Source organism: Chrysiogenia bacterium (assembly GCA_020434085.1).
Lineage (GTDB): Bacteria > JAGRBM01 > JAGRBM01 > JAGRBM01 > JAGRBM01 > JAGRBM01.
In genome coordinates, this window is record JAGRBM010000563.1 from 1 (window position 1) to 2,534 (window position 2,534).

Sequence of the window (2,534 nt, forward strand, 5' to 3'; positions counted from 1 at the left end):
ACGCGATTGGTGCGACCGGGGGCATTGGCGAGGGTGCGGCCGAACGTGATTTCGGGCCCAAAGCCGTCGGGTGACGGGGGTTTACGGGAGCCGCCTGGGGCGAGCGGTTCCCAAGTGTCGCCGCAAAAGTAGAGGATGTCGGGCCGCGGTCGGGCCAATTCTTGGGGCAGGTCCTTCCGATGGGCGCGCCCCTCCATGTTGGACTGGCCGGCGAGGATGTAGACATCCACGGGATCGGCGGTGAGTGAGACGGGACTCCCGCAGGACACGAGAGAGCCGATGATGAGAGCGACAGGTTTCATTGCAAGCAGAGGACCAGCAAGGTGGCGGCGCCAATGATGAGAGAGGTGATGATGGCGGCGAGCACCGGTCGCAGGCTCATTTTGCGCAGAACGCGAAAGTCGGTTTCGAGACCGACGGCAGCCATGCTGACGATCAGCAGAAACGACGAGATGTGACCGAACGCGTTGTGCAGGGAGAGCTCCGTGGCGACCGGGTGGTTGAACAGCGGAGTCGTCCAAGTGAACCCGAGGTCGGGAATGAAGCCTAAGGTGCGGCACAAGGCGAGGGCGAGGAAGCCTAGAATAAAACCGGGCACAAGCGCCAGTGCGCGGGCGGGGGTCATGGGCTGCCTGCACGAGGCGTGGCCCCGACGGGCGGCGAGGATACCCAGTCCAAAAGCAACGGGAGCGAGAAAACATATCCGCACGAGTTTGACCAAGGTCGCGGCCTCGCCGGCGGCAGTGCCGTGAGCGAACCCGGCCGCGATGACCTGCGGGGTCTGGTGAATCGTGAGCCCGGCCCACACTCCGTATTGGGTCGGGGACAGTTCGAGCAGGCCGGCGACCATCGGCAGGAGAAACATGGCGAACAGCCCCAGCATCACCACCGTGGCGACACCCGCCACGACCTGCTCTTCGCGGGCTTTGAGCAGCGGCGCGACGGCGAGGATGGCTGAGCCGCCGCAAATGGCGGTGCCCACGGCAAGAAGACAGCCCTCGGTGCGGTCGAGTCGCAGCACCCGGGACAAACCGTAAAACGAAAGGAAGGCGAGGGTGATGACGCCGAGGCAGAGCCCGAGTCCGAGCAGCCCCACTTGAAAAACGGAGCTGAAGTCGAGCCGGGCTCCCATGAGGACGATGGCCACGGCGAGCAGTTGTTTGGAGGAATATTTGATCCCGGCAAGAAAGCGGACGGAGGGTCGGAACAGATTGCCGACGAGCAAACCGAGGGTGATGGCCAGAACGATGGGGTCGATCGCCGGCAGGAAGCTGGCGGGTTTCGCGAGCAGGGTTCCGCAGCCAACCGATAGGGCGGCCAACCCAAATGTCAGGATCAGGCCCGCTCCCAGCCCGGAACGATGTCGACCGGGACTCTCGGCCGATTTGAAGGTCGAGGACTGGGCTTCGGATAATGTTTGAGAGTTCATATTAACAAAGAGGTAACACTAACTTAAGTAGTTATTAATAAGCTAAAAATGATTTCATAAAAATGGTCAAAATCCCCCTCTAATTCGCAGGATGAAATAAATCTCGGTATTAATGTTACCTAAGTGTTGACAAAGAATACAAGATAACAAAACAGATAATGAACAATTTAGTTTCTTATCCTAGAATTCACCATGATGACACCAGAAGAACTCCGCCAAAAGCTAACCGGGCCGATCGTCGCGATGACGACCCACTTTACCGAGGACGACCGCGTCGATGTGGAGGCAATGCAGCGGTTGACGCAGTTTTACGTGGATCAGGGGATCAAGACGGTGATTGCCGACGGGAGCACCGGCGAGTTTGCGTCCTTGTCCGAGGCAGAACGCCGGTTGGTGATCAAGACGGTGTGTGAGACCGCGGCCGGCCGGATGACTGTGATTGCCGGCACGGCATGTCCGGGCACGAAGCTGACGATCGAGCTGACGAATTACGCCGAGGAGGTGGGGGCCGACGGGGTGATGATCACGCCGCCCTACTATGGGTTTGGTGGCTTCGCGGGCCTGAAGAAGCACTATGCGGACATCGCGGCGGCGACGAAGCTGGGCATCGTCGTCTACTTCAGCGGGGCGGTGATGCACACCGTGACCAATATTCTGAACAAACCGGAGTTGATGCTGGAGTTGGTGGAAGCGGCCCAAGGTCACATCTCCGGGTTCAAGGATGCTTCGGGCAATTTCCACTTCTATCGCACCGTCTGCAAAATGCTGAAAGACAAGGTGGCGGTGATGGGCAGCAATGGCATGAGTTATTACCTCTATGCCCACCAGTTCGGCGGTCCGTGCTTCCTGACCGGACTGGGCAACATCTGGCCGAAAGTGGAACTTGAATTCGACGCCGCTTTGCAAAGCGGCGACCACGCCAAGGCTTTGGCCATCGTGAATGAAAAGGACCTGCCTTACATCAAGGCGTGCGTGGCGACCGGCTCCTACAACGGAGCGGTCAAGGCGCTGCTCGAGGCCAACGGCCTGCCGGGCGGTCACATGCGCGGCCCCTTCCTCGATCTGACGGCCAAGCAGAAAGCCGATCTGATCGGTGCCTGTCAAA

At 59.7% G+C, this 2,534-nt stretch carries 3 protein-coding genes; 1 reads left to right on the top strand and 2 read right to left on the bottom strand.

The annotated features are described in order from the left end of the window. Both KDH09_18575 and KDH09_18580 read right to left on the bottom strand, forming a co-directional pair. The coding region (locus KDH09_18575; protein ID MCB0221709.1) for a hypothetical protein at positions 1–230 on the bottom strand (230 nt) is incomplete at its 3' end. 68 nt (positions 231–298) lie between these two features. After that, complete coding sequence (locus tag KDH09_18580; GenBank protein MCB0221710.1) at positions 299–1,429, bottom strand: putative sulfate exporter family transporter; 1,131 nt, start codon at positions 1,427–1,429, stop codon at positions 299–301. A gap of 192 nt (positions 1,430–1,621) precedes the next feature. Here KDH09_18580 and KDH09_18585 point away from each other — a divergent pair. Further along, a partial coding sequence (locus KDH09_18585; protein MCB0221711.1) for a dihydrodipicolinate synthase family protein occupies positions 1,622–2,534 on the top strand: 913 nt, incomplete at its 3' end.

What these genes read in the sequence shown, in the direction of transcription:
- KDH09_18580 (MCB0221710.1), bottom strand. Translation starts at nt 1,429, where the DNA reads ATGAACTCTCAAACATTATCCGAAGCCCAGTCCTCGACCTTCAAATCG.